We start from the raw sequence: 24,190 nt of genomic DNA, 5'->3' as shown, positions 1-24,190 counted from the left end.
CTTATACACCAGTAAACCTTGGTGCACTTATGCACAAGGTTTGAATTCATCCCACTCTAATCAGCAGGGTATTAACTATCAATTGAATAGGCACAAATAGAAAAGAGGCGCACGGAAATCCGCGCGCCGTTATGTTCTATTATGCTTCTTCTTTTTCGCCAATTACTGCAGTTTCTGCACTTACTGCTTCAGTGCTTTCTGCATCAAGTGCTTCAAGATCTTCTTCAGTACGAGGAGCAGAGATAAGAACAAGTGCATAATCGTCTTCGTCTAAGATTTCAAACTTAGAATCTTTACGAATGTTCTCAACTAAAATCGAATCACCAATATCCAATTTTGAAATATCAATATCAAATGAATCTGGAATATCAGATGGTTTAACTTTGATATTTATTTCACGGTTTGGCTGTTGAAGAACGCCACCAGTTTTTTCTCCGATAGACTCTCCAACAAGATTAACATGAACACTTACTTCAAGTTCCTCTGTCATATTAATTGCTAAGAAATCCGCATGAAGAATATTACCTTTTAGTGGATCTGATTGGTAATCGTTTAATACAACATTTAACTCTTTACCTTCAGTTTGTAATTTGATAACACCATTACGACCAGTAACACGTAACGTTTTTAGTAGTTCACGTTCGTTTACTGTAATTGAAACTGTTTCAGTTTTGTAGCCGTAGACAGTCGCGGGAATAGACCCGGCCTCTCTTAGTTTCGTTAGTGTTGACTGCTTATCTTTTGTCCTTAATTCGGACTTAATTACTGTACTCATTTTGTTTAGTCACCTTCCTGATTATCTTTTTATTCTAATGTAGTTCATTTGTTTTAGACTGTTCAATAGGTTACACGCTACAACCCGAATTGTCAATCAAATAGTGTACTAACTGATTTTTCTTCAAACACTCTAATAATTGCATCAGCAAGAAGACTGCCAATTGAAAGCTGTTTAACTTTTGATGATTGTCTTTCAGGTGCAAGCTCTATTGTATTTGTTACGACAAGTTCCACGATTTGTGAATTGTCAATCCGTTCAATTGCAGGTCCTGATAAAACTGGATGTGTACAGCAAGCATACACTGCTTTTGCGCCACTTTTCATAAGCGCATCAGCGGCCGCTGTAATTGTTCCTGCTGTATCAATAATATCATCGATTAGAATAGCTATTTTCCCATCAACTTCGCCAACAATGCTCATAACTTCGGAAACATTTGGACGCGGTCGACGTTTGTCGATAATCGCAATTGGTGCTTTCATTCGATCCGCCATTTTACGAGCTCGAGTAACACCACCATGATCAGGAGATACAATTACAAGTTCATCCTTATCAAAACCTTTTTTCTTAAAGTATTCGGTCAGGATTGGCTCAGCAACAAGGTGGTCGATTAAAATATCAAAGAATCCTTGAATTTGCGGCGCATGAAGATCTATTGCTATTACACGGTGTGCACCCGCTGTTTCAAGCAAATTCGCAACAAGTTTAGCAGTGATTGGTTCCCGTGAACGTGCTTTGCGATCTTGTCGCGCATAACCATAATAAGGCATAACAACATTAATTGTGCGTGCAGATGCACGCTTTAATGCATCAATCATAATGAGTAATTCCATCAGATTTTCATTAACAGGGTCTGACGTAGACTGGATAACAAATACATCACAGCCACGAATACTTTCTTCAATATTGATTTGAACTTCTCCATCACTGAATCGTTTAACCGAACATTCGCCAAGTGGACGGCCAATTTCTTTAGCAACTTCGCGTGCAAGCGGTTCGTTTGAGTTCAAAGAGAATATCTTTAGTTTAGCATTTGGATAGTGATTAGTCATCATGGTCCCCCTGATTATTTGTTATTAGATTTTTTAACATAGTCTTCTTTATTCTGCTGTCGCGCGCGTCCAATTGCAAGTGAATTTTCTGGGACATTTTCTGTTATCGTGGATCCTGCAGCTACATAAGAACCTTTTCCAACAGTTACCGGTGCTATTAGATTTGCATTACAACCAATAAAGGAGTCATCATTTAGTTTTGTTAGGTGTTTATTGACCCCGTCGTAATTCACAGTTATTGTCCCACATCCAATATTTACACGAGAACCTATTTCAGCATCCCCTATATAACTTAAATGTGAAATTTTACTACCTTCTCCGACAAATGACTTTTTGACCTCAACGAAGTTTCCAACTTTAACATGATTACCCAGATCTGAATCTGGACGAATATGCGCAAAAGGTCCAACGGATGTATCTTTTCCAATTTTACTCATACGCACGACAGATGAATGTACCGTTGTCCTGTCATCAATCACGCTGTTTATGAGTTGACTATTGGGCCCAATTATACAACCTTCACCAATAACCGTATTGCCCTCAATCATTGTACCAGGTTCAAGAACAGTATCTTGTCCAATTTCAGCATCAGCACTTATATAAGTATTTTCTGGATTAACTATCGTTACCCCATTTTGCATATGTTTAATCGCAATACGACGACGCATCACACGCTCTGCTTCAGAAAGAACAACACGATCATTTATTCCAAGCGTTTCGCTGAAATCCTCAGTTATATACGCTGAAATCAGTTCACCTTCTGCTTGTAAAATACCTATGACATCAGGAAGATAATATTCACCCTGTGCATTGTCGTTCTTTACCTTTTTCAAAGTCTCGAAAAGCGCTCGATTATCAAAGCAATAAGTTCCAGTATTTATTTCAGTTACTAGTCGTTCCTCTTTCGTTGCATCTTTTTGTTCCACATTTCGCCGTACTTGGCCACTCTCATCACGAATGATGCGACCATAACCACTTGGCTCATCAGTTATTGAAGTTAAAATTGTTGCTTTCGATTTTGTACGCTTATGATGCTCAATTAGAGAAGCCATTGTTTCAGGGCGAATAAGGGGGGTGTCACCACACACAACAAGTGTTGTACCGTCTAGGTCACCTAGTAAGCTTTCTGCCTGTTGAACGGCATGTGCTGTCCCTAGCTGCTCTTCTTGGAGTGCATACTCACTTTTATGACCAAGTGCTTCCTCAACTTTTTCAGCACCATGGCCAACAATTGTTACAATTCGGCTTGTACCAAGAGCAATAATGTTATCTACAACATGTGCAACCATCGATTTACCACAAACAGGATGGAGCACTTTATACAACTTAGACTTCATTCTCGTCCCTTGGCCAGCAGCAAGTACGACCGCATATGTATTTGTCATTAATTAGCCTCCATCAAAGGAAAGTTATATTATTCACACTCATAAGTGCAAATTAGTCACGTTTTCATACCATTAGTAATTTAATTCATTTTCTTTTATGTTTAAGAATATTAATTCTATCATAAATGTTTTCACTATAGACTATAGACGAAAACAGACTGTTTTTCAACCGTACACCACTTGACGTGCGGATTAAAATCTTTTACTATAATTTACTTTATTTGTAAAATGCTTTTGTAAAAAAAATAATAGCTATAAACATAATAAAAACTGCCTTCAATAAGTCAGGCAGCTTCCAATTGAAATTAAAAAGTAAGATTAATAAAGTATTTAGCCAAATTAGACACCCGCTTTATCGTAGACAACTGTCTCCTCTGAAGATAGATGGTATGCAGCAAGTACTGCATCTTGGATTTTCGTCCTTGTATTTGAATTTATTGGATGAGCTACATCTCTAAATTCGCCATCCGGCGTTCGCTTACTTGGCATTGCAACGAAAAGTCCTTCATCTCCGTCTATGACACGAATATCATGCACAACAAAAGAATCGTTGAATGTAATGGAAACAATCGCTCTCATTCTCCCATTTGTATCTACTTTCCTTAACCTCACATTTGTTACTTCCATTGTTCATAACACTCCTTCTATTTACGTTTCCTAATAACTATATTCCACAAAAGGAAGCATTTTCCTTTATTATTTATACTAATTATTAGTTTATTTTAAAAGTAGTGTATGAAATAGTATGCTTTGGAATAGTTCTTATATCATACCAGCTTAAAGTAGCCTAGTTTTTCATTGTTTTATTTAGAGATAAGAGCAATAACTTCGATTTCAATATTTGCATCTTTTGGAAGCTTCGCTACTTGAACACATGATCTTGCAGGCGTATGCGCCCCGAAATGGCTAGCATATACATCGTTTACTGCCGCAAAATCATTCATGTCTGTTAAGAAAACGGTAGCTTTCACAACCTGATTAAGTGAAGAATTAGCGGCTTCTAGTACACCTTGCAGATTCTTAAACACTTGGCTTGTCTGTTCTTCAATCGTTCCTTCAACTAGCACACCCTCAGTCGTCACCGGAATTTGCCCAGACGTATAAATAAATCCGTTCACACTAACTGCTTGAGCGTATGGACCAAATGCCTCTGGTGCTTTGTCTGTCGATATATAATTCATAGTAAATTTCCACCCTTCAAAAAGTAGTTTCCTTCACTTAATTCAACTGTACGATCTTTCTCATTTACTTCACAAAGTTTCACAAGAGAAATATATTTATCTACTAGCACATCTTCATGGTGTTCTGCCTCGACGAGAACCGCAATACCTGCAAGTTCACAATCAAACTCCTCCAAAAGATTTCTCATACCTGTCATCGTTCCGCCAGCTTTCATAAAATCATCAGTCAAAAGAACTTTTTGACCGCTTTTCATACTTCTTTTGGACAAAACCATTGTTTGTATTCGTCTTTTCGAACCCGAGACATAATTGATACTTACCGTTGAACCTTCCGTAACCTTACTATCGCGTCGAACAATCACAACAGGAACATTTAAATGACGCGCAATTGCATGTGCAATCGGGATTCCTTTCGTTGCAACAGTCATGATGACGTCAATGGGTGTATTTGCGTAGGCGGAAGCAAATACTTTACCGACTCGATCCATAATTCGTGGGTTACCAAGTAAATCAGCCATAAATAAATAGCCCCCTGGTAATAGGCGATCTTTTTGAACGAGTTCCTCCATAAGTAGGGAAATAACCCCACGAACATCCTCATCAGCCATTTTGGGAATTAGCTTAACGCCCCCAGCTGAACCAGTCACTGTTATTAATTCCCCTACTCCCTTTTCCTCAAAAGTTTCTTTTACAATCGTTAAATCCTCACTGATTGAAGACTTTGCTGACTGATATCGATCAGAAAAGAAAGCTAAAGCAATTAGTTCATGAGGGTTATCCAACAGATGGCGGGTCATATCTACGAGCCGCTCACTTCTTTTCCATTTCATGCAACCAACTCCTGAACACGAATGTTTACTGTTAGGTTATCATAATCGTACGTATCTGAGCAAGAAAATGTCGTCAACCACTCATTCGTATTGCATACACTTCTTGACAGAATCCTTTTAACCCATTATAAATTCGCGGGACTCTAGATTCATGTTTTACGAAGCCAAAAACTGTTGGACCACTTCCGCTCATAAGAACCGCATCAGCGCCAAATTTTTTCATTTGTTCTTTCAAAACAACGACTTCAGGATGAAGCCCCATTGTAACCGACTCAAGTACGTTACCAAGTGAGCCACACATTCTTTCATAGTCACCTTCTACAAGCGCATCCATCATACCCGATGTGTCCGGATGTGCAACAGACGATAAATTTAATTTACCGTAAATTGACGCCGTTGAAACTGAGATTGCAGGCTTCGCAAGAATAACCCAACAATTCGGCGGTGCAGGAAGACGTCTTATTATTTCTCCGCGCCCTGTCGCAAGCGCTGTGCCACCGTATACGCAAAACGAAACATCCGAACCTATTCTCCCACCAAGGGTTGCAAGCTCGTCAGCACTCAATCCTAGCTCCCACAACCGATTTAGCCCTCGAAGCGTAGCCGCAGCGTCTGAGCTACCACCTGCTAGTCCCGCCGCCACGGGAATATTCTTATCTAGCGTAATCTCCACACCTTTGGTTATTCCATAAGTTTTTTTAATAAGTTCTGCTGCTTGATAAGCAAGGTTTTTACGATCATTGGGAACATACTGCACAGATGATTTTATAACTATTTTTCCATTTTCATTAGAACTGAGCCAAACGCGGTCTGCTAAATCCACAGTTGTCATAATCATTTCAACCTCATGATAATCATCCAAGCGTTTATGTAAAACATCAAGCGTCAAGTTAATTTTTGCTGGTGCCTTCTCGTAAAGCATCTGCCTCTCCACCTCCAGTACAAAAAATCTTTGTACTTTACTTTATCATAAGACAAGAGGATTGCGCGATGATTTCATTACTAACTACATATTATTATGTAGTAAGCGCATTCATTTCAATTAAATAAGGACTGCCTCGTTATCAAATAAATGATGACGAAACAGCCCTTACTTTTTGTCAGACGGTTTTGGAAATACGGGAGCCTTATAACTGACGTTTACTGTCTGTTAGGCCTCTTTCCGCCATTTCAAGTGCACGCTTTACCATATTACCTGCGTCACTTGATTTAATGCCGCCCCAACCTTCTCGCTCAACAACATCGTAAAATCCAAGTTCTTTTGCAATTTCTTCTTTCAACTGCGTAGACATTACTCGTTTTCTAGCCACTTGGTTACCTCCTTTACGACTGACAATAATAGTATGTACTAAAGCAAATAAAAAACACCTATCTTAATTCCACTAAGGGAATTAAGATAGGTGCTACAGATACTAATTAAATTAAATTTAATAATGATTGCAATTATTTTACAGTGAAAGCAACTTGACCTGCACCATCAAGAACTGTTATTTCAACCACATCGGTCAAAATATCTGCATAACTGTAAGAAACTCTTTCAAAAGCGTTTTCTTCTTGATCAAGTTCAACAACAAATACAGCACGATATGTTTCACTAAGGACGCCTGTTCTTTCAATTGTTCTTCTACGGCCACCGTTTACTTTTAAATGCAAACGTTTCCCAATATGGGAATCCAATAAATTCTTAATGTCCGCTAATGTTTTTGGCATTTCGCTAACACCTCACTACATATAACTATAACCTATATGCAATACTTTGTCAACTAAATGATTTATTGTAACAATGAACAGTAAGTTTTGTCAATCCTTTTATCATAAAAATAATGTGTCAAAAGTGTGCTTATTTTCCGCCTATATTTATGGCGTAGTAAATTCTTCGTGTAGTGCGTTTGATAACTTTCCAAACTCCTCTATCGACAAGGTTTCCCCTCTTCTTTGAGGATCTATACCCGCATGCTTAAGCGCATTTAAAATACTCTCTTTTTTAGCCTTACCATTTGGAAGTGACGTCTGTAAGTTGTTCAAAATCGTTTTCCTACGTTGAACAAATGAACCCCTGCTTACGAAGAACAGAAAGTCTTCATCAATCACATCAACTGGTGTTGTTTCTTTTCTCGTCAATTTTAGTACCGCTGATTCTATCTTAGGTTGTGGTATAAACACTGTCCTAGGTACAATCATTGCCACACTCGCGTCCATATAATACTGGATTGCAATGGACAAAGAGCCGTACGCTTTCGTTCCAGGATTCGCAGTTATTCTGTCTGCTACTTCTTTTTGCATCATAATTACCATTCCCGCAATCGGTATCTTTTCCAGTAAAAACTTCATGATGATTGGCGTTGTCACGTAATAGGGCAGGTTCGCAACGACAACAACTTCATCGTAGTCTGCAAAGTGATCTGCCATCGCCTTCCCAAGATCTGTTTCTAAAATGTCTTGATGGACGATTGTTACATTATCATACGGCGACAATGTATCTGCTAGAACTGGCAACAAGCGACCGTCAATTTCGTATGCAACAACTTTGCCAGCACTTCTTGCAAGATGTTCAGTTAACGCACCAATCCCAGGTCCAATTTCAATGACACCTGTACGCTTTGTTAATCCTGCATGCATGACAATATTTTGTAATACATTTGGATCAATTAAAAAGTTTTGACCTAGACTTTTCTTAAATGAAAAACCGTGTTTCTCCAATATTTCCTTCGTCCTGACCGGAGTAGCGATGTCTTTAGTCATTATTTAATTCCTCCTCGTCAAGAGCTTTAATTACCTCATCCAATTTATCTTGACTAATTCTAAACATTTCAAGTCTCTTTTTTAACCCTTTACCATTCACTTGACCAATGCGTAGTATCTCGCTTAACCGCTCACGTCTTTTCCTTGCATCTATGTGACCAATCAACTTTGCCTCCATTAAGAGTGTAAAAGGTATCTCTACAACAGGTCGGTCTTCTGTTGTATAGACGGCACGTATAGCTTCTCTTATATGTTCATCTTGTGCATGTTCAATACCTAGGCTTTGCCCATTCTTTGCAATCGTCTTCTTTTTTTCTAAAAATGCATGTTTTACTGTCGGAATTCGTTCCTCAATAATCGCCCGAATACGTCTTCCTGGATAATCAGGATCCGTGAAAACAATTACACCACGTGTTTCCTCCGCATGCTGAATTCGGCTGAGTGTCTTTTCGTTAATCGCGGAACCATTGGTCTCAATTGTATCAGCGCCGGTTGCACGTTTTACTGCGACAGTATCAGATTTTCCTTCTACTACAATAATTTCTTTTATATTCACAAAAATCCTCTTCCCATTATACTGTTTACACAATTCTACTCTGCATACAAGCAGTTGTACAATAAAAACAAAAATATCCACAGGACCTATTAAAGTCCTGCGGATGCATGTTAATTTATTATTTTTACTTTTACTTGCCTTCTACCAAAGTTATAGGCTGCTTGTTTATTCGGTACATGTAAATCTATCTTCATACCTTTAATAGCCCCACCAGTGTCGCCTGCAACCGCGTAGCCATATCCCTCTACCCAAACCTTTGAACCTAGCGGTATAACGTTAGGATCGACGGCTATGACTTTTAAGTTCGGATTTGCTTTTAAATTGATACCAGTTCTCGTAATTCCTGAACAGCCGTTACAACCTGCCGTATAAGCAGTGGCTGTTACATAGAACTCTTTCCCACCTGCTGGTGATTCCGAGTTACTACGAGATACACCTACACCGCTTCTTTTTGCAGTAGTCGCAGTAGTTGCACTTGCCACAACTACTTTAGAACCAACAGCAATAATTTTCTTTTTAGGCTCTTTAATTACAGTTTCTTCAATAACTGCACGGGAAACTTCAACCCCATTTTCCATGACGATTTCAAACTTCTTAGAAACCTTGCCTTTCTCACCTTGCTGAACGACTTTCTCGCGCCCTTTTAGCAAAGATTGATCGCTGCGAGTTTCAATCGCAAAGTTTTCCGCCTCTTCCACTACATCGGTGACTTTTTCAACACGCACAACTTGAACGACAGAATTTGGTTTAATCAATTCGTCACTTTCCACTTCAAGTCGGTCAAACTCACTCAATTGGATGTCTTCTCTTTTTAAAAAGTCATCGACCGTAGTCGAAGTTGACCAGTAGCTCTTTTCTTCTTTGCCATCAATCAACGTAAATTCATAAGCTTTTTGAATTGAAACTTGATTATTATCTTCAATCTTAGTATTTAAACCCGGACTTACACTATCATGTTCAGTTATTTCTATATCAGCTTCTTTTAACGCTTCGCCTATTGTTTTTTTTGTTGTCCTAATAGACTCTTTAACTTGATCAATACTAATTGCTACTGTCTTTGATTGTTCCCACCTAATCGATAGACCACTTTCAACAGGTGTATTCACTGAGGGTGTTACGAGATCGTGCTCGGAAACTTCTATATCTCTTTCAGATAAAAGTTTACCTACAGTTGCTGCATATGTTGTAACTTCGAATGCTTCGCCATTAACTGCTAACTTAACTGTTTTTTTATTCCCTTCAAACAAAACAAGGGATAATACCGAAACAAATACCACAGAGACAATCACTGTAATTGCTATTTGTTTACTCCTCAATGACTTTAAGAACAGACTTTTCATGGTAAAATTTGACATGAAAATAACTCCCCCTTTATCACTTGTGTGATTATATAGCGTACTTTTTACCATGTCAACTATTCGGAATCAATGATTTAAATAGACTTCGAATCTTAACATATTGAAAGTATGGAAGACTATATCTAATTTTATTCAATTAATCTTAAATAATCTTAAAGCGTTTTCCGTAGTAACTTTTGCCACTTCCTCAATTGACAAGTCCTTAAGTCTTGCAATTTCCTCTGCAACAAGTGCTACATACGCTGGTTCGTTCCTTTTTCCGCGAAACGGATGGGGTGCTAGATAAGGTGCATCTGTTTCAATCAAGAGGTTATTTAAAGCAATTTCAACAGCTACTTCTTTGGGTGTTTTTGCATTCTTAAACGTAACAGGTCCACCTAGTGAAATTAAGAAATTCATAGCAATACATTCTTTTGCAGTTTCTACACTTCCGCCAAAACAATGCATGATCCCGCCAACTTTTTCAGCCCCTTCTTCTTTTAAAATCCGAACGACATCTGCTGTCGCATCCCGGTTATGAATAATAATCGGTAAATCTACTTTTATAGCAAGCTCTATTTGCTTTCTAAAGACCTCTTGCTGTATATCCTTAGGTGATTTATCCCAATGATAATCTAGCCCGGTTTCGCCAATACCAACGACTTTTGCGTGTGCCGAGAGTGATTCAATCCATTCTAAGTCCTCATCGGTGCAATCTATTGCATCGACTGGGTGCCATCCAATAACGACATATAAAAAAGAATAGCGCTCAGTAAGAGCCATCGCTTTTTGAATGGTCTTTCTATCAAATCCAACGACAATCATTTTAGTTACACCCGCTTCAAGCGCACGTGCAATAACTTCTTCGATATCGTCATCATATTGGTCTGCATTTAAATGAACATGTGTATCTATAAACATTACTCCCACTCCTTATACCGTTATCATTGTAAGCGCGGAAAAGATTTCTTTCTTCTCAAACACATTACAAAAGTGTTACAAACTTTAAATTAAAACGCATTTTCCAAATCGTGCATAAAGTGAAAAACACAGTTAATGTTGAATTGCAAGAAAAAAAGCAGCGCCTCATTTGAGGAATGCTGCTTTTTTAAAGTTTATTACTTATTTAACCGATGCACCGTTTTCTAGTGTTTGATCAACTGTGGCAAGTTTTAGAACGCCATCAGACTTTCCAGCTAAAATCATACCTTGCGACAATTCGCCGCGTAATTTTACAGGTTTTAGATTTGCTACAACAATTACTTTTTGGCCTACAAGTGTTTCTGGTTCATAGTGTTCTGCAATACCTGATACCACTTGCCTTTGTTCAGAACCTAAATCCAACTGAAGTTTTAACAACTTGTCTGCTTTCGGAATTCTTTCACAAGCGGTAACCGTCGCAACACGTAAGTCAACTTTCATAAAATCATCTATTGTAATTTCTTCCGAAGATTTCTCCTCTTTTTTTGGTGATTTAACTTCTTTTGGTGCTGTTACAGCCATCTCTTTACGAATAAACTCAATCTCAACATCCGCGTCGAGTCTAGGGAATATTGGAACACCTTTTTCAACAACTTTCGTACCCGCAGGTATAATAGTAAAGTCACCTAAAGTCTCCCATTTAAGCAACGACTCGTCTAAACCAAGTTGTGCAATAATCTTTTTCGGCGACTGCGTCATAAAAGGTTGTAACAGAATAGCAACATGGTGAAGGGCAGATGCAAGACAAGCCATAACTGAAGCCAACTTACCTCTCTCAGCTTCATCGCGTGCTAAAACCCAAGGCGTTGTTTCATCAATATACTTATTTGTACGTGACACAAGTGCCCATACATCACCCAAAACGATGCTAAACTGCATTTCTTCCATAGACACTTCATACTTGTTTACAGTTTTTATCATGAACTCTTTCAGTAAGTCGTCAAATTCTGTCGCTTCAAAACCTTCTGTCGGAATATAGCCGTCAAAGTATTGGTTAATCATTGAAACAGTACGATTCAATAAATTCCCAAGGTCATTTGCCAAATCATAATTTGTTCTTTCCACAAACGTTTCAGGCGAAAACACACCGTCTTGACCAAATGGTAATTCTCGTAATAGGAAATAACGTGTCGCATCCAGGCCATATCTGTTTACAAGCATATCTGGGTAAACGACATTCCCTTTTGATTTCGACATTTTTCCATCTTTCATCATGATAAAACCATGGGCAAACACTTTCTTTGGCAACGGCAAATCAAGCGCCATTAAGAATATTGGCCAATAAATCGTATGGAACCGAACAATATCTTTTCCAACTACATGTACATCGGCAGGCCAATATTTATTAAATAAAGACTCGTCATCAGACTCGTATCCAAGTGCATTTATATAGTTTGTTAACGCATCAACCCACACATAAATTACATGTTTAGGATCTCCAGGAACTTTTATTCCCCAATCGAAAGACATTCTAGAAACCGAAAGATCTTCTAATCCAGGTTTAATAAAGTTATTAATCATTTCTCTTTTCCGTGACTCTGGTTCAATAAACTTTGGATTATCCTCATAAAACTGTAATAAACGGTTTGCATACTTTTTCATATTAAAGAAGTAAGATTCCTCTTTAACTTTTTGGACAGCACGTCCACAATCTGGACAATTTCCATCGTCAAGTTGCATTTCTGAAAAATACGATTCACACGGTGTACAATGCCACCCCTCATATTCTCCTTTGTAAATATCACCATTATCAAGAAACTTTTTGAATATCTTTTCAACGCCTAACTTGTGACGCGTTTCAGTCGTGCGGATAAAGTCATCATAAGAGATGTCCATAACATTCCAAACATCTTGTGCAACTTTTGCAATTCTATCCACATACTCTTGTGGTGGAAGACCTTGCTTCTCCGCAATTTGTTGAATTTTCATACCATGCTCGTCCATACCAGTTAAAAAACGGACATCATATCCCTTAAGTCTTTTATAACGGGCCATCGCATCTGAAGCAACAGTTGTATAAGCAGTACCAATATGAAAGTTTCCACTTGGATAATAAATTGGTGTTGTAATATAATATGTCTTTTTCTGTTCAGTCACAAAAATTCCTCCAATATAATAGTATATTAACTATATTCTATCTAAATTATGGCACCGATACAACGAAATTAAGCCGATGCCTTCTAACAGAAACTATTTCACATCAACTTACTATTACAAATATAGTAATAAAAGGACTTTTTGTTGTATTTTTCAAGCTTTTTTAATTGACGGTAACTTCAAGCCTTGTTATTATAATAAAAAGACAATAATAAAAAATTTACCGATATATAAAATAGAAATACATCGAAAGGAGTTCTTTATTTTGAAATCTACAGGTATCGTTAGAAAAGTCGACGAACTCGGACGTGTTGTCATACCAATAGAACTTCGTAGAACACTTGGTATAGAACCAAAAGATACGATAGAAATTTATGTTGATGAAGATAAAATAATTTTGAAAAAGTATATATTAAATATGACTTGTGCAGTAACAGGAATTGTCTCAGAAGACAATTTAAGTCTATTGGATGGAAAGTTAATATTAAGTAAAGAAAGTGCAATAGAACTTGTCCAAAAGATTCAAGAAGATATTATAACATAACTTTAAATTTCCCGGTCCGGTTATCCGCTCCGGTTTTTATTTGGGGAAATTTAGCCTTTAATCACTTTTAACATGATATTCCTGGTATACTTCGCGACGACCTATCTTACGATCTGCTGCAACTTCACGAATTGCCTCCTTTGAACGTAGGCCCTTATCTTTCATTAATGTCTCTACATGATCCGGGATAGATAATGGTGTCCACCAAACGGGCGCGTTTTCCTTTTCACTAATTCCATCGCTTCCTTCTAACACAATACAAAACTCACCCCGTATTTGGCTAGACTCGACCCATAAAACAGCTTCATCCAGTGTACCTCGTAGAAATTCCTCAAACCGCTTCGTTAACTCCCGCGCAAGAACAATCTTTCGTGTACCTTCGACCTGTTCAGCCAATGCGCGAACTGTTTCCTTAAGCCTGTGTGGGGCTTCATACAAAACAACTGTCTCTACTCTATTCTTTATATCTTCTATTTGAGTACGTCTGTCTTTTTTATTACGCGATAAAAAACCATAAAACAAGAATGGTTGCGGATTTAATCCCGCGGCAACGAGTGCACTAATCGCTGCATTCGCGCCAGGCACAGGTACGACATCATATCCAGACGCAATTGCTTTAACCACTATATCTGCGCCCGGGTCTGATATACAAGGCATACCTGCATCACTAACCAACGCAATTGTTTTCCCAGCTGCAAGCATCGCTAAAATCTTTTCTCCGCCTACTTCAATATTATGTTCATGATAACTTACAAGCGGCGTTTTAATTTCAAAATGATTACAAAGCTTAATTGTATTTCGTGTATCCTCAGCGGCAATCAAGTCAACCTCATTTAATATACGAACTGCCCGAAAAGTCATATCCTCTAGATTACCAATAGGAGTTCCGACAAGAAATAGTTTTCCGCCTCCAGCTTCAGCACTTTTTTGGGATTTCATCTATAATTCCCTCCTTTTCAATATAACGCTCTTTTTCATTCCGTTTTAATTGCTTAAATCTATATTCAGCTTGCATCGCTGCTCTCTTTGTTTCAAATGCCTCAGAATAAATGCATTGAACCGGAAGTTTTGCGCGCGTATACTTTGCACCCTTTCCTTCATTATGAACTTGTACTCGCTTTTCAAGGTTATTTGTATAGCCGGCATAATAAGACCCATCACCACATTCTAAAACGTAGAATAGATGCTCACCCGTTCTCTCCATAAAGCAATAGCCTCACTTCTTTTGTATAATTACCTTCTCGATCATATACATACAATGGCGGTAATATTTTCAAATCAGGCTTACCATCTTTCGTTCCCTCTATTAATAGAGTATTTGCTTCTTTACCTTCTTTTGGATATACAAACTGAATTCTCTTTGGTTCTATCCGATGCGCACGCATTGATGTAACAATATCCAGTAATCGTCCTGGCCGATGTACAAAAGCCGCTTTCCCGCCCTGCTTTAAAAGCTCACTTGCTGATTTCACTGCTTGATCAAGGGTTAAATATATTTCGTGTCTGGCAATTGCCAGGTGTTCTAATAAATTCTTATCACTCGCTTCATGGGCTGGAAAATAAGGCGGATTACAGGTCACTAAATCGTATTTATCGTAACCAATCTTTTCAGCTATCCCTTTCACATCATCGTTCATAATCTCAATTTGATTATTAAGTTTGTTATAAGTAATACTTCTTTCCGCCATATCCACTAGACGCTCCTGTAACTCAACTGCCGTTATTTGAGCCTTTGTTCTGGCACTTAAAAAGAGTGGTATTACACCATTTCCTGCACATAAATCCACAATTTTTCCCGAACGGAAAGGCACATAAGTAAATTTAGCTAGCAATACCGCATCAAGTGAAAACGAAAATACAGACGGACTTTGTATAATTCGTAAATCCTCTGCTAATAAGTAATCAAGTCGTTCATCATCCTTCAATAAATCCACAATAGCATAACCTCCATATAAAAAACGTTTAACACAGATTACCACAATAATAAAAAAGCCGATGCCTAATATAAATAGGATCGGCTCATTTCAAACATTTTGTTTATTCAAAAAAGATAAGCAGAAGAGACAATCTTCTCCTTTACGGATACTACCGTAATGGACATTACATACATGAAATCCTTCATTATAAAGACGCGCTAAATTATCAACGCCTTCTCCGACATCAACTGCATGAGGTTTCTTCTCGGTCTTTTGCTTTACTTTTGGTTTCTTTTCTAAATCATCCATTTCTTCAAGTCGCTTTCGCAGATGATGGTTTTCGAGTTGAAGTGAATGGTTCTCTTCCGTCATTTTCGCTACAAATCCCATAAGTTCCCGAAACTGCGTATGCGTTGACTCGAGCTGCTGTTCAAATTCCATAATTCTGTCTAGAAATTTCCTTTCTTTCAACTTTCCCACCCCATCACTTTATCAAATGAACCATCTTATTTTGCGAATCCATAATCTCTTCTAATGTATATTCAAGGATATGCTCATCTTCTTTTAACTTCACTTGTAGAAGACGCTCGAGAAGATTTAAACCTACAACCTTACCTGGGCCTTGAGGTGTTTCCACACGCGTCCCTATATCTGGCATAAGTTTTTTCGCTTCTTCGTAATCGTCATTTTCATACTTTAGACAACACATGAGGCGACCGCAAAGCCCAGATATTTTAGATGGATTAAGTGACAAATTCTGATCTTTAGCCATCTTAATAGATACAGGCTCAAAATCTCCTAAGAATGTTGAACAACAAAGCATTCTTCCGCAAGGACCAATTCCACCAAGCATTTTTGCTTCATCACGTACACCTATTTGTCTAAGTTCAATTCTAGTTCGGAAAATAGAAGCTAAATCTTTTACTAAATTACGGAAATCAACACGACCTTCCGCTGTAAAGTAAAAAATAATTTTATTTCTATCAAAAGTATACTCAACGTCTACAAGTTTCATGTCAAGCTGATGCTCTTCAATCTTACTTACACCTGTTTCATATGCTTTTTGCGCTTCAATCCCATTTTCTTCAACTTTTTCAAAATCTCCGTCTAATGCGGGACGAACTATTTTCTTGAGTGGTAATACAACGTCATTTTCTCCTACTTCTCGCGCTTTAATAGCTACCTTACCATATTCAATGCCACGTGCAGTTTCGACAATTACATAATCATCTTTATCAAACTCATAGTCCAATGGATCGAAATAATATATTTTACCCGCTTTTTTAAAACGGACACCTATCACTTTATACAACAAGTAACCTCCCTTGCATGTTCAGCACCAATTGTTCCATTAGTAGCGTACGATTCATATTGCTACGCAGATGCCTCTTTGCTTGTAACACAGCTTCTATCATGACAGATAACTCGCTATATGTCACTCTCATTGCAAGTCCGTTTAAAAGTTCTAACTCATCTGGATATGCTCGTGCTGACTGCAAACCTGCTTTACTAGCGGCAATATCACGATACGCATATAGAAGCAAATCCAAACCCCGGTCAGTATCTTCTCTTTCCTTAAAAGACTGATTCCATTCAGATTGAATTAATAATAACGCTTCATTAATATTACGTCCTGACGCTTCGACTAATCTTAACACCGTCTTTCGCATATGTGCAAATTCATCACAGTTAGCTAAGCGAAATCCTTCATCATTATTTGCGGTTATCATAGAAACAGTCGCTGCCATAGATGTAGTAATTCCTTTTTCCACAAGAGAGATAATCATTTTATCGCGAGAAGGTGGTAGAAAAGAAATTCGCTGACAACGCGACTGAATGGTAGGTAAAATCGCTTGATAAGAATCGGTCAATAAAATTGCCGTAACATCGCCTTCTGGTTCTTCTAAATATTTTAGAAGCGTATTTGCTGCTGCAATATTCATTTTATCTGCACAAGAAATAATATATACTTTCCTTCCTGCTTCATAACCTTTTTTAGTCATATTAAAAATAAGTGCTGCAATCTGCTCTTTTTTTATACCTTGACCATCTGGTCGAATAACTGTAATATTTGGATGGTTTCCAGAAGTAATGCGCCTGCACGAACTACATGTTTCACATGGAACAAATTTCTCCAAGTTTTCACATAGTGAAAGTTTTGCGAAAAACAAAGCAACATCTTCTTTTCCGGTTCCTCTTTCCCCATCAAATAAGTAAGCATGGCCAACCCGATTATTTTTGAATGAAGCAATTAACCTATCGATTACAAGTTTCTGTCCTTCAATCAGTTTAATCGCCCCTCCCTATAAAAATGTAACCCTTTATTGCTTTACTTACACAAGAAAAAAGGTTTCAAAAGTTATATATATATACTAATAAGTAGCCCTTTTATTTCTCCTATTTTCCCAAGCAAATCGACAGCAGTTGATTCTTCATCCAATAAGACTTCGGCTAACTCAATTAACTTCTCATCGATTGTTTCGATAATCTTTAACTGGCGCCCTTCACCATATTGATTCCATGTATGCGACTGTTTTATTTCAAATCCTGATTCAACGGCTTCTTTTAAAAATCGTCGGACTAACATTTTAAATTTTGCCATATCACGTAAGTTTCGTGATCTAGCTATCCGGTCACCAGCAGATGATATATCGCCTAGTAGTCGTGTAAATTGTTCACCATGAAGTTTATCAACTTGCTTCGTGACCATTTGGCCAAACCCATTACTGCCCTGAGTTCTTTGCAATTGTTCATTTCTGGATTTATCCATCCCCGCACGATAATCACTATTAACCTTCATTCGTGTTCACCTCGGTTAATGCCGTATTTAGAAATGGTGAAAATGTTCGATTGGTAGCACGAATACCGTAGCGCCTCCAACCTCAACTTCCACTGGATAAGGAATATATGAGTCAGCATTACCACCCATCGGTGAAACTGGTGCGACCATCTGATCACGTGAACGACAATTCTCTCGAATTAAATCAAGTGCCTTGTCAACAAGACTTTCATCTGTACCTATTAGAAACGTCGTATTTCCCGATCTAAGAAATCCGCCTGTACTTGCTAATTTTGTTGCTCTAAAATCGTTTTTCGTCAATGCGGCGGATAACCGATTACTATCCTGATCTTGCACCACTGCCACTATCAATTTCACGGTCATCTCTCCTTTTTCATCTTTAATACCATTATAACATGAATCCATCTGTTACATGAGTTCGGTACTAATCATTTTCCAAACATTTTCAATTACTTCGACAACAGGAAGCCTTGCATCAGTCTTTATTATCCGTTTAGGATAACGCTTCATAAGTTCCTGATAGCCCTCATAAACAGATTGATGAAATTCAATATCTTCTTTATCTAAACGATTCTTTTCTCGTAAATGATTCTGTGCAATACGAGTTAGACCCTCTTCTGGACTAATATCGAAAAATATGGTTAAGTCAGGCATCTTCTCTCCAATCGCAAACTGGTTGATGGTCAGGACCTCATCAATTCCGAGGTCCCGCGCATATCCCTGATAAGCTAGTGAACTATCGATAAAACGATCACATAAAACAATTGTGCCTGTTTCCAATGCTGGAATTATCTTTTCTACAAGATGTTGACGTCTAGCTGCGGCATACAACAACGCCTCGGTTTTTCCATCCATTTCTTTATGTTTATTATCAAGAATAACGCTACGAATACTTTCTGCTATTGGGATACCGCCAGGCTCCCTCGTTAAAATAACATTAAGACCCTTTGCTTGTAGTCTATCATACAAAGCTGAAATTACCGTTGTTTTCCCAGCACCTTCAGGTCCTTCAAAAGTGATGAACTTACCCATTTGTTCCATGCTATTCCTCCATCTTGTTAATTACGACAAATACTTGCTGTTCCTTTATACGTATTCCACCCTGGAAACGAGAACCCTTTTCCATCAAGACATTTAGTAAGTCTATATGGGCTTGACTAACCTTCTCACCTTTAAGTAATAATGGAATTCCAGGTGGATAAGGAATTATAGACTCAGCAATCACTTTACCTAAAGCTTTTCCATATGGAACCCACCCTACTTCAAGCTTTTCCATTTCTCTCGTCGTATACGAGAGCTCTGTTATATCTAATTCCAAATCTGATGGCTCGATAGCTTCAAGACTTCTAACTTTTTTATCCAAACAATTAATCGCGTTTGAAATTCTATTTATTATCTCTTCAATTTCATATTTATAAGTTATTTTCAAAAGCGGTAATATAAACAGCACTTGATAAATATCTGCAAGTTCTGCATACACCCCCATTTTTTCAAATACATTTTGCAAGTCATAACCTGAATATCCATTCATACGGATAATAATCTTTAAAGGATCATCCATCTCGATTACTTGAAGATTTGGAATTTTTCTAAGCCTTTCAACAAAAACCTTACGCTGCTCACTAAAGAATCCTATATCCTCTATTGTAAATGATTCCGCGTACGCTCTTGCGTCATCGAGTGAAGCCATTAGAAGATAAGAGGGACTACTTGATTGTAGCATCCTCAAATAATGCGCGACTTTCTCAACCGAAACCAATGAAGACCGAATATGTAAAAATGAAGCCATCGTCATAGCTGGTAATGTTTTATGCGCAGAATGCACAACAATATCAGCCCCCATATCCAAAGCCGAACTTGGAAAAGGGTCTCCTACAACAAAATGAGCACCGTGCGCTTCATCAACCAATACAGGAATGCTTTTCAAGTGGCAAAGTTTGATAATCTCCTTCAAATCATTGCCAACCTTACCATAATATGATGGATAAGTTAAAATTACAGCCTTAATCTCAGGATAAATTCCAATTGCGCGCTTTATTTGTTCCGTCGTTATAGAACCTGTCGTTTTAGTATTATTATCCCATTTCGGTGTAATAAATACAGGCCTCGCACCAGTTAATTCAATTGCATTAAAAATTGATTTATGCGCATTTCTTTGCACAATAACTGTATCTCCAGAACGACAAGTCGCATAAACCATCGCTAAGTTTCCCACCGTTGATCCGTTCACAAGAAAAAAGCTTTTTTCAGCGCCATACAAAGCACTAAGCCTTCTCTCTGCTTCACGAATGACGCCCATTGGTTCATGCAGATCATCAAGACCCTCAAGCTCTGTTACATCATATTTGAGTGCACGACTTAAGGTTTCCGGTAATCCAGACAGCATACCATTTTTATGACCCGGTACATGGAATGAAAATGAATCCGCTTCTGTAAATTCCACTAGCCTTTTAACAAGTGGGCGATTCTCATATTTCATTATTTAACTCACTTCCTCTTTATATCCCTATTATAATGGTAGCAACTTTAATAATCGAGATTAGTGGTTACTAATTTGTTATATACTAACTACATTTAGCTACAGTTTTTTATTAATAAGTATAAAAAAAGCCACCACCAGTTAAGGTAATAACTTCTTTATCGCGATGCAACGTTAATTATACTAACTTCGATTTCTAAAATGAGCGCATAAATCACACTGTAACCCCGGATTATAATTAACACCAAAGTGCCTAACTCCTATACATTTTTTCTTGGTACAAAAAAGCCACTACCAATTAAGGTAATGACTTCTTTAGTGCATGGCAACGTCCTACTCTTGCAGGGGGAAACCCCCAACTACCATCGGCGCTGAAGAGCTTAACTACCGTGTTCGAGATGGGAACGGGTGTGACCTCTTCGCTATCGCCACCATACTTATATTGAAAGAATTTAATTGTTCTTTCAAAACTGAATAAAACAGATAATCTTCACAAATCAGGGGAATCAGCCCACTTACTTCTTACGTTATTTGGTTAAGTCCTCGATCAATTAGTATCCGTCAGCTACATACGTCGCCGTACTTACACCCCGGACCTATCAACCTCATCATCTCTGAGGGATCTTACTTACTTGCGTAATGGGAAATCTCATCTCGAGGGGGGCTTCATGCTTAGATGCTTTCAGCATTTATCCCGTCCACACGTAGCTACCCAGCTATGCCTTTGGCAAGACAACTGGTACACCAGCGGTGTGTCCATCCCGGTCCTCTCGTACTAAGGACAGCTCCTCTCAAATTTCCTGCGCCCGCGACGGATAGGGACCGAACTGTCTCACGACGTTCTGAACCCAGCTCGCGTACCGCTTTAATGGGCGAACAGCCCAACCCTTGGGACCGACTACAGCCCCAGGATGCGATGAGCCGACATCGAGGTGCCAAACCTCCCCGTCGATGTGGACTCTTGGGGGAGATAAGCCTGTTATCCCCGGGGTAGCTTTTATCCGTTGAGCGATGGCCCTTCCATGCGGAACCACCGGATCACTAAGCCCGTCTTTCGACCCTGCTCGACTTGTAGGTCTCGCAGTTAAGCTCCCTTATGCCTTTGCACTCTGCGAATGATGTCCAACCATTCTGAGGGAACCTTTGGGCGCCTCCGTTACTCTTTAGGAGGCGACCGCCCCAGTCAAACTGTCCACCTGACACTGTCTCCTGCCCCGATAAGGGGCATGGGTTAGAAGTCCAATACAATCAGGGTAGTATCCCACCAACGCCTCCTCCGAAGCTAGCGCTCCGGATTCTAAGGCTCCTACCTATCCTGTACAGATTGCATCAGAATTCAATATCAGGTTACAGTAAAGCTCCACGGGGTCTTTCCGTCCTGTCGCGGGTAACCTGCATCTTCACAGGTACTATAATTTCACCGAGTCTCTCGTTGAGACAGTGCCCAGATCGTTACGCCTTTCGTGCGGGTCGGAACTTACCCGACAAGGAATTTCGCTACCTTAGGACCGTTATAGTTACGGCCGCCGTTTACTGGGGCTTCGGTTCAAAGCTTCGCTTGCGCTAACCTCTTCCCTTAACCTTCCAGCACCGGGCAGGCGTCAGCCCCTATACATCACCTTGCGGTTTTGCAGAGACCTGTGTTTTTGCTAAACAGTCGCCTGGGCCTATTCACTGCGGCTCTCTCGGGCTTTAACACCCTACCAGAGCACCCCTTCTCCCGAAGTTACGGGGTCATTTTGCCGAGTTCCTTAACGAGAGTTCTCTCGATCACCTTAGGATTCTCTCCTCGCCTACCTGTGTCGGTTTGCGGTACGGGCACCTCCCGCCTCGTTAGAGGCTTTTCTTGGCAGTGTGAAATCAGGGACTCCAGGGAATAATTCCCCTCGCCATCACAGCTCAATGTTATAGAAATGGGATTTGCCTCATTTCACACCTCACTGCTTAGACGCGCATAACCAACAGCGCGCTCACCCTATCCTACTGCGTCCCCCCATTACTCAAACGGCGGGGAGGTGGTACAGGAATATCAACCTGTTATCCATCGTCTACGCCTTTCGGCCTCAACTTAGGTCCCGACTAACCCTGAGCGGACGAGCCTTCCTCAGGAAACCTTGGGCATTCGGTGGAAGGGATTCTCACCCTTCTTTCGCTACTCATACCGGCATTCTCACTTCTAGGCGCTCCACTAGTCCTTACGGTCTAACTTCGACGCCCCTAGAACGCTCTCCTACCACTCACATCTAAGATGTAAGTCCACAGTTTCGGTGCTCTGTTTAGCCCCGATACATTTTCGGCGCAGCGCCACTCGACCAGTGAGCTATTACGCACTCTTTAAATGGTGGCTGCTTCTAAGCCAACATCCTGGTTGTCTGGGCAACGCCACATCCTTTTCCACTTAACAGAGACTTGGGGACCTTAACTGGTGGTCTGGGTTGTTTCCCTCTCGACTATGAATCTTATCACCCACAGTCTGACTCCCAAACATAAATCATCGGCATTCGGAGTTTGTCTGAATTCGGTAACCCGGGATGGGCCCCTAGTCCAAACAGTGCTCTACCTCCGAGATTCTAAAGTTTGAGGCTAGCCCTAAAGCTATTTCGGAGAGAACCAGCTATCTCCAGGTTCGATTGGAATTTCACCGCTACCCACACCTCATCCCCGCATTTTTCAACATACGTGGGTTCGGGCCTCCAGTAAGTATTACCTTACCTTCACCCTGGACATGGGTAGATCACCTGGTTTCGGGTCTACGACCTCATACTAATTCGCCCTATTAAGACTCGCTTTCGCTGCGGCTCCGCATTCTCTGCTTAACCTTGCATGAAATCAGTAACTCGCCGGTTCATTCTACAAAAGGCACGCCATCACCCGTGACTCTCCCGAAGGAAAGTCAACAAGGGCTCTGACTACTTGTAGGCACACGGTTTCAGGATCTATTTCACTCCCCTTCCGGGGTGCTTTTCACCTTTCCCTCACGGTACTGGTTCACTATCGGTCACTAGGAAGTATTTAGCCTTGGGAGATGGTCCTCCCGGATTCCGACGGAATTTCACGTGTTCCGCCGTACTCAGGATACATGCTGGAGAGAATGAACTTTCGACTACGGGGCTATTACCCGCTACGGCGGACCTTTCCAGGTCGCTTCGCCTAATCCATTCCTTTGTAACTCCGTATAGCATGTCCTACAACCCCAGGAAGCAAGCTTCCTGGTTTGGGCTGTTCCCTTTTCGCTCGCCGCTACTCAGGGAATCGATTTTTCTTTCTCTTCCTCCGGGTACTTAGATGTTTCAGTTCTCCGGGTTTGTCTCGATTACGCTATGTATTCACGTAAACGTACTACTCCATTACGAGCAGTGGGTTTCCCCATTCGGAAATCTTCGGATCAAAGCTCACTTACAGCTCCCCGAAGCATATCGGTGTTAGTGCCGTCCTTCATAGACTCCTAGTGCCAAGGCATCCACCGTGCGCCCTTTCTAACTTAACCAAAAAATAGGTCTTAACGTCGCATTGCG

General features: G+C 39.7%; 25 protein-coding genes and 2 rRNA genes. 1 reads left to right on the top strand and 26 read right to left on the bottom strand.

Translation table 11 applies throughout. The annotated features are described in order from the left end of the window. Positions 1-139: 139 nt before the first annotated feature. From AC3RV6_RS00315 to metG, 14 genes are all read right to left on the bottom strand, one after another. On the bottom strand, positions 140-775 hold the full coding sequence (locus AC3RV6_RS00315; RefSeq protein ID WP_489747515.1) for a 50S ribosomal protein L25/general stress protein Ctc: 636 nt from the start codon (positions 773-775) through the stop codon (positions 140-142). Between the two features lie 92 nt (positions 776-867). Next, entirely contained in the window at positions 868-1,827 is a 960-nt protein-coding gene (locus tag AC3RV6_RS00310; protein ID WP_489747514.1) for a ribose-phosphate diphosphokinase, read from the bottom strand. Positions 1,828-1,841: 14 nt separating this feature from the next. After that, the gene (gene glmU / locus AC3RV6_RS00305; protein ID WP_489747513.1) at positions 1,842-3,212 is read right to left on the bottom strand and encodes a bifunctional UDP-N-acetylglucosamine diphosphorylase/glucosamine-1-phosphate N-acetyltransferase GlmU; all 1,371 of its coding nucleotides are present in this window, start codon (positions 3,210-3,212) and stop codon (positions 1,842-1,844) included. A gap of 339 nt (positions 3,213-3,551) precedes the next feature. Then, a complete protein-coding gene (spoVG, locus tag AC3RV6_RS00300) occupies positions 3,552-3,839 on the bottom strand; it encodes a septation regulator SpoVG (RefSeq protein WP_489747512.1) in 288 nt (95 codons plus the stop codon). A gap of 176 nt (positions 3,840-4,015) precedes the next feature. Then, on the bottom strand, positions 4,016-4,393 hold the full coding sequence (locus AC3RV6_RS00295; RefSeq protein ID WP_489747511.1) for a RidA family protein: 378 nt from the start codon (positions 4,391-4,393) through the stop codon (positions 4,016-4,018). Continuing rightward, complete coding sequence (gene purR / locus AC3RV6_RS00290) at positions 4,390-5,223, bottom strand: pur operon repressor (RefSeq protein WP_489747510.1); 834 nt, start codon at positions 5,221-5,223, stop codon at positions 4,390-4,392. Before purR ends, AC3RV6_RS00295 begins: the two co-directional genes overlap by 4 nt. Positions 5,224-5,296: 73 nt before the next feature. Then, complete coding sequence (gene ispE / locus AC3RV6_RS00285; RefSeq protein WP_489747509.1) at positions 5,297-6,145, bottom strand: 4-(cytidine 5'-diphospho)-2-C-methyl-D-erythritol kinase; 849 nt, start codon at positions 6,143-6,145, stop codon at positions 5,297-5,299. A 205-nt stretch (positions 6,146-6,350) separates the two neighbouring features. After that, entirely contained in the window at positions 6,351-6,533 is a 183-nt protein-coding gene (locus AC3RV6_RS00280; protein WP_489747508.1) for a small, acid-soluble spore protein, alpha/beta type, read from the bottom strand. Positions 6,534-6,666: 133 nt separating this feature from the next. Continuing rightward, on the bottom strand, positions 6,667-6,933 hold the full coding sequence (gene veg / locus AC3RV6_RS00275) for a biofilm formation stimulator Veg (RefSeq protein ID WP_489747507.1): 267 nt from the start codon (positions 6,931-6,933) through the stop codon (positions 6,667-6,669). Positions 6,934-7,080: 147 nt separating this feature from the next. After that, the gene (rsmA, locus tag AC3RV6_RS00270; protein ID WP_489747506.1) at positions 7,081-7,965 is read right to left on the bottom strand and encodes a 16S rRNA (adenine(1518)-N(6)/adenine(1519)-N(6))-dimethyltransferase RsmA; all 885 of its coding nucleotides are present in this window, start codon (positions 7,963-7,965) and stop codon (positions 7,081-7,083) included. Then, complete coding sequence (rnmV, locus tag AC3RV6_RS00265; RefSeq protein WP_489747505.1) at positions 7,958-8,521, bottom strand: ribonuclease M5; 564 nt, start codon at positions 8,519-8,521, stop codon at positions 7,958-7,960. Before rnmV ends, rsmA begins: the two co-directional genes overlap by 8 nt. Positions 8,522-8,631: 110 nt before the next feature. Continuing rightward, positions 8,632-9,876 (bottom strand): ubiquitin-like domain-containing protein, encoded by a 1,245-nt coding sequence (locus AC3RV6_RS00260; RefSeq protein ID WP_489747504.1) that lies wholly within the window; start codon positions 9,874-9,876, stop codon positions 8,632-8,634. A 135-nt stretch (positions 9,877-10,011) separates the two neighbouring features. Continuing rightward, complete coding sequence (locus AC3RV6_RS00255) at positions 10,012-10,779, bottom strand: TatD family hydrolase (protein WP_489747503.1); 768 nt, start codon at positions 10,777-10,779, stop codon at positions 10,012-10,014. 201 nt (positions 10,780-10,980) lie between these two features. Continuing rightward, positions 10,981-12,936, bottom strand: coding sequence for a methionine--tRNA ligase (gene metG / locus AC3RV6_RS00250; RefSeq protein ID WP_489747502.1), 1,956 nt, complete (start codon positions 12,934-12,936; stop codon positions 10,981-10,983). Positions 12,937-13,201: 265 nt separating this feature from the next. Here metG and abrB point away from each other — a divergent pair, with 265 nt between their 5' ends. Then, complete coding sequence (abrB, locus tag AC3RV6_RS00245) at positions 13,202-13,480, top strand: transition state genes transcriptional regulator AbrB (protein WP_489747501.1); 279 nt, start codon at positions 13,202-13,204, stop codon at positions 13,478-13,480. A gap of 57 nt (positions 13,481-13,537) precedes the next feature. On the opposite strand, the gene rsmI is transcribed toward abrB, so the two are convergent. The 12 genes from rsmI to AC3RV6_RS00185 all read right to left on the bottom strand — a co-directional run bounded on the left by rsmI (position 13,538) and on the right by AC3RV6_RS00185 (position 24,162). Continuing rightward, complete coding sequence (gene rsmI / locus AC3RV6_RS00240) at positions 13,538-14,419, bottom strand: 16S rRNA (cytidine(1402)-2'-O)-methyltransferase (RefSeq protein WP_489747500.1); 882 nt, start codon at positions 14,417-14,419, stop codon at positions 13,538-13,540. Then, a complete protein-coding gene (locus AC3RV6_RS00235; protein ID WP_489747499.1) occupies positions 14,397-14,684 on the bottom strand; it encodes a GIY-YIG nuclease family protein in 288 nt (95 codons plus the stop codon). Before AC3RV6_RS00235 ends, rsmI begins: the two co-directional genes overlap by 23 nt. Then, positions 14,668-15,417 (bottom strand): tRNA1(Val) (adenine(37)-N6)-methyltransferase, encoded by a 750-nt coding sequence (locus AC3RV6_RS00230; protein ID WP_489749140.1) that lies wholly within the window; start codon positions 15,415-15,417, stop codon positions 14,668-14,670. The genes AC3RV6_RS00235 and AC3RV6_RS00230 overlap by 17 nt, the downstream gene beginning before the upstream one ends. Before the next feature lie 87 nt (positions 15,418-15,504). Continuing rightward, positions 15,505-15,867: a DNA replication initiation control protein YabA gene (yabA, locus tag AC3RV6_RS00225; protein WP_489747498.1), complete on the bottom strand. Its 363-nt coding sequence runs from the start codon at positions 15,865-15,867 to the stop codon at positions 15,505-15,507. A gap of 13 nt (positions 15,868-15,880) precedes the next feature. Further along, entirely contained in the window at positions 15,881-16,708 is an 828-nt protein-coding gene (locus AC3RV6_RS00220) for a PSP1 domain-containing protein (RefSeq protein ID WP_489747497.1), read from the bottom strand. After that, a complete protein-coding gene (gene holB, locus AC3RV6_RS00215) occupies positions 16,701-17,690 on the bottom strand; it encodes a DNA polymerase III subunit delta' (RefSeq protein WP_489749139.1) in 990 nt (329 codons plus the stop codon). Before holB ends, AC3RV6_RS00220 begins: the two co-directional genes overlap by 8 nt. 65 nt (positions 17,691-17,755) lie before the next feature. Next, positions 17,756-18,196 (bottom strand): YaaR family protein, encoded by a 441-nt coding sequence (locus tag AC3RV6_RS00210; RefSeq protein WP_489747496.1) that lies wholly within the window; start codon positions 18,194-18,196, stop codon positions 17,756-17,758. A 27-nt stretch (positions 18,197-18,223) separates the two neighbouring features. After that, positions 18,224-18,553 carry a cyclic-di-AMP receptor gene (locus tag AC3RV6_RS00205; RefSeq protein WP_489747495.1) on the bottom strand — a complete coding sequence of 110 codons (330 nt, stop codon included), beginning with the start codon at positions 18,551-18,553 and terminating at the stop codon, positions 18,224-18,226. A gap of 51 nt (positions 18,554-18,604) precedes the next feature. Further along, positions 18,605-19,237, bottom strand: a complete 633-nt coding sequence (tmk, locus tag AC3RV6_RS00200; RefSeq protein WP_489747494.1) for a dTMP kinase — start codon at positions 19,235-19,237, stop codon at positions 18,605-18,607. Between the two features lies 1 nt (position 19,238). Then, a complete protein-coding gene (locus tag AC3RV6_RS00195; RefSeq protein WP_489747493.1) occupies positions 19,239-20,675 on the bottom strand; it encodes an aminotransferase class I/II-fold pyridoxal phosphate-dependent enzyme in 1,437 nt (478 codons plus the stop codon). 320 nt (positions 20,676-20,995) lie between these two features. After that, positions 20,996-21,111 (bottom strand): 5S ribosomal RNA (gene rrf / locus AC3RV6_RS00190). 95 nt (positions 21,112-21,206) lie between these two features. Next, positions 21,207-24,162: ribosomal RNA gene (locus AC3RV6_RS00185) — 23S ribosomal RNA — on the bottom strand. Between the last annotated feature and the right edge of the window lie 28 nt (positions 24,163-24,190).

The organism is Sporosarcina sp. So3-204 (assembly GCF_058068165.1).
Note: the sequence above shows the minus strand (reverse complement) of the source record. Positions and strands in the feature narration are given on the sequence as shown.

Coding starts and splice junctions, on each gene's coding strand:
- rsmA (WP_489747506.1), bottom strand. CDS start 7,965: ATGACTAAAGACATCGCTACTCCGGTCAGGACGAAGGAAATATTGGAG.
- rsmI (WP_489747500.1), bottom strand. CDS start 14,419: ATGAAATCCCAAAAAAGTGCTGAAGCTGGAGGCGGAAAACTATTTCTT.
- AC3RV6_RS00235 (WP_489747499.1), bottom strand. CDS start 14,684: ATGGAGAGAACGGGTGAGCATCTATTCTACGTTTTAGAATGTGGTGAT.
- AC3RV6_RS00260 (WP_489747504.1), bottom strand. CDS start 9,876: ATGTCAAATTTTACCATGAAAAGTCTGTTCTTAAAGTCATTGAGGAGT.
- purR (WP_489747510.1), bottom strand. CDS start 5,223: ATGAAATGGAAAAGAAGTGAGCGGCTCGTAGATATGACCCGCCATCTG.
- AC3RV6_RS00310 (WP_489747514.1), bottom strand. CDS start 1,827: ATGACTAATCACTATCCAAATGCTAAACTAAAGATATTCTCTTTGAAC.
- AC3RV6_RS00315 (WP_489747515.1), bottom strand. CDS start 775: ATGAGTACAGTAATTAAGTCCGAATTAAGGACAAAAGATAAGCAGTCA.
- veg (WP_489747507.1), bottom strand. CDS start 6,933: ATGCCAAAAACATTAGCGGACATTAAGAATTTATTGGATTCCCATATT.
- glmU (WP_489747513.1), bottom strand. CDS start 3,212: ATGACAAATACATATGCGGTCGTACTTGCTGCTGGCCAAGGGACGAGA.
- AC3RV6_RS00210 (WP_489747496.1), bottom strand. CDS start 18,196: ATGAAGGTTAATAGTGATTATCGTGCGGGGATGGATAAATCCAGAAAT.
- tmk (WP_489747494.1), bottom strand. CDS start 19,237: ATGGAACAAATGGGTAAGTTCATCACTTTTGAAGGACCTGAAGGTGCT.
- spoVG (WP_489747512.1), bottom strand. CDS start 3,839: ATGGAAGTAACAAATGTGAGGTTAAGGAAAGTAGATACAAATGGGAGA.
- ispE (WP_489747509.1), bottom strand. CDS start 6,145: ATGCTTTACGAGAAGGCACCAGCAAAAATTAACTTGACGCTTGATGTT.
- AC3RV6_RS00295 (WP_489747511.1), bottom strand. CDS start 4,393: ATGAATTATATATCGACAGACAAAGCACCAGAGGCATTTGGTCCATAC.
- AC3RV6_RS00255 (WP_489747503.1), bottom strand. CDS start 10,779: ATGTTTATAGATACACATGTTCATTTAAATGCAGACCAATATGATGAC.
- AC3RV6_RS00195 (WP_489747493.1), bottom strand. CDS start 20,675: ATGAAATATGAGAATCGCCCACTTGTTAAAAGGCTAGTGGAATTTACA.